Raw genomic sequence first — 2,964 nt, 5'->3', positions numbered from 1 at the left:
GCCATACCTCGTATGGACTGACCAAGAACACCTCGGAAACGTGATGACCCTGAATTTGGACATGTGGCGCGTGAATGGCGCCAATGTTCCTAACGCAGAAACCGACACCTTCTCGGCTTGGCTGCGGCGATTCGAAGCGACAACCATCGGAGATGCCGTCCGGGCTGGCTTTACCCTGGATGTGATTGAGGCGGCTGCGTGGCGGTGGAAAGCGTTTATGCCGCTGAATGAGGCGACACGTTACGACATGCTGCTGACTCCCGAGCCGCAAGATGACTTGATGGGCTCCTACTTCGAGCTTCAAGTGGCGCAGAGAAGCTGGTGGAGCAAGCTTGCTACCAAGCACAGGACGGGAGTACGCCATGACTAATCAATTGCAATGGGAATTCACAATGCGCCCTGGGGTGCATTTCCGTCACAGCACTTTGGCCAATGAGACTGTGGTCATTGACTACGTCGCGCCTCAGCAGGTCGCGGTCAGAGAGCTACTCAGTGGCGACCTGCATCAAATACCTAGAGACGTCTTTCTTCAGTTATTTAGCAAAGGCGAAATTTATCCCCTTGCCCCGGAAGAGGCTCACCGTAGCGTGATAGCAAAACGGCCGCCAGGAGCGAAAGACGAACTCCCGGCAGTATCAGGTCTGATTGCTGACAAGAGCAAAGCTGAGCAGGAGCAAGGGTTCAAGAAATTGGCTTATCGGGAAGACCTGCTCAAGGAATTCGACAATCTACGGCCTACTGAAGCCATTGAGAATGCAATTGAGGAGATACGGATACGGCGCGGTGACGCGCGAGCTCCGTCAAAGTGGACCATCTATAGATGTGACTTGGCAATTAAAGAGGCAGGTGGAAATGTTGCCGTGGCATTTCCAAACTACGCGGATCGCGGCGGACCAGGAAAGCGCCGGATGGATGCGATAACTTGGGACGCGCTCAGTGAGACATTGCAGAAGGTAAGGAGCAGCAAAGGCCGCATTTTGTTCTCTGACGTATACGACGAAGTCGAGCTGAAACTTATCGCCCGGGTTGACGATGACGCACCAAAATATAGACCCGCCTACTCCACAGTCAGGCGTCATACGAAGGCGGTAGTGAGCGCGTTGGAAATGACAAAGCGCAATAAGGGGGATAAGCAAGCAGCGCGGGAGTTCGATGAATGGAGCCGCAGAAACAGGGCAATAGCTCCGCTCCAGCGCTATGAATGTGACGACAAAAATACCGGTGTCTTCGGTGTCTGCGAACGTAGCGGCCTTCCATTAGGGAAGATATGGCTGACCGTGGTCCTGGACCAATATTCAAGAATGCCTGTCGGGCATGTGGTCTCTGGCAGAGCGCCCAACCAGTGGACGGCGCTAAACGCTCTGATAAATGCAATCATGCCGAAGGACATGTCGTCCCCATTGATGTGCCGAGTAAAAAGCGAAGTGCCGTACTGTGGCTTACCGTCGCGAGTGATTTTTGACAACGCATTGCAAAATCACGCAAGGGTAATTGATGCCGCGCTCGTTGAGTTGTGCGGAATTGGAACCGCCTATGCGAAGCCATATTCTCCGCGTCACAAACCCAACATTGAGAACTACAACGGAAGAGCGGTGAAGGAATTCCTCGCAGATTTGCCAGGATTTGTAGGACCAAAGTTGTCGCTGGACTTCCGTAAGGAGGCCAAGGAGAAAGCGACAGCGACAGTTGAGGAGTTCGCCAAACTCTACTTTGCTTGGGTATACAACGTTTATGCCAACAAACCTGGTGTCGACGGGTATACGCCTTTGCAGCTGTGGTCTGAGGGGATGATAGGCCGTCAGCCAAGGTTCCCGGGTGATGTCTTTAGGATGAGGCTGGCAGCAATGCCGATTAAAACGCGGAAGCTACGCCCCGAGCATATCGTTTTCCACGGCCTGATCTATCAGCATCCCGGTCTACAGCAAATGATTAAGCAAGGATGGCTAGGGCACGACATTTTCTTGAAATACGATCCAAACGATCTGGGATGCATTTGGTTCAAAGATCCTCTTGGCAAGGACGTCCAGTGGTACCGCGCTGATAGCGTCAACCCAGAATACACAAGCGGCCTGACAATGTACCAACACCGCGCGGTGAGGATATTGGCCTACCGCAACAAGGTGAATAACCCAAGCCGTAAGCAATATGTCCAGTTCAAAGCAGAGTTGAAGAAAGAGGTAATGAAGTTGCGATGGTCCCCGAAGATGGTCGAGCGGGTAGAAGCACAGATTCTAACGTTTGATGAATCCTCTCATCCAATTATGTTGTCGAACCCTGTTCAAATGGGCGAGCTTGAGGCGGTCCTGCATGATAGGGAGCTGGAGGTCGCACCGGAGATGGATGAGCACGATCTTGAGCTTGCGCTGGATTTGGACGAACACATGTGGAGCTTGGACGAAAATGTTTGATGACACCGGCAAAGCGAATTGGCGACATCGCTTAACAACCGAACGCCTCGCACACATCGCACATGAGCTTTTTATCGTGCATCCAGATTTGCGCATCGTTTACTCAAAAATCTCGCATTTAAATAGGCGATGTGTAATAGAAGGCAAAGGAAAAGGAATGCTTATTATCGCTAATAGCGGGATGGGAAAGTCTCGCCTGGCAAAACTTTTTCTGCAACGGAATGAAGCAGACCATTCCGGCACTGTCAGCAGAGTTCCAGTGGTAGTGTTTAGTTCACCAGTAGATCCCAGTCGCAAACAGCTAGGGATCGCTTTACTAGCGGCATTGGGTGACCCTGTGCCAAAGAAAAGTGATGCCGAGGAACTTTTTCGTCGAGCAATTAAATTAATAAAGAAGATTGAAACAAAGATAATTTTCATTGACAACGTTCAGGATGTGCCGGACAGACGCGGTACGAACGTGGTGATGGGTATTGGTAACTGGATACGTGACCTCATTGAACAGTCTCAGTGTCTAGTGGTTCTATTGGGCACCCCAGCAGCCAAAGAGATTGTC

General features: G+C 51.4%; 3 protein-coding genes. All 3 read left to right on the top strand.

Going from position 1 to position 2,964, the window contains the following annotated elements:
* The coding region (locus AB4Z11_RS28145) for a hypothetical protein (protein ID WP_442029128.1) at positions 1-370 on the top strand (370 nt) is incomplete at its 5' end.
* Positions 363-2,408, top strand: a complete 2,046-nt coding sequence (locus AB4Z11_RS28140; protein ID WP_442029127.1) for a Mu transposase C-terminal domain-containing protein — start codon at positions 363-365, stop codon at positions 2,406-2,408. The genes AB4Z11_RS28145 and AB4Z11_RS28140, both read left to right, overlap by 8 nt.
* The coding region (locus AB4Z11_RS28135) for a TniB family NTP-binding protein (protein ID WP_442029126.1) at positions 2,401-2,964 on the top strand (564 nt) is incomplete at its 3' end. The genes AB4Z11_RS28140 and AB4Z11_RS28135, both read left to right, overlap by 8 nt.

This window comes from Pseudoduganella sp. RAF53_2 (assembly GCF_052113985.1).
Classification (GTDB): domain Bacteria; phylum Pseudomonadota; class Gammaproteobacteria; order Burkholderiales; family Burkholderiaceae_D; genus Rugamonas.
The sequence above is the reverse complement of the archived record's forward strand: the minus strand, read 5'-3'. Positions and strand labels throughout refer to the sequence as shown.

What these genes read in the sequence shown, in the direction of transcription:
- AB4Z11_RS28140 (WP_442029127.1), top strand. Translation starts at nt 363, where the DNA reads ATGACTAATCAATTGCAATGGGAATTCACAATGCGCCCTGGGGTGCAT.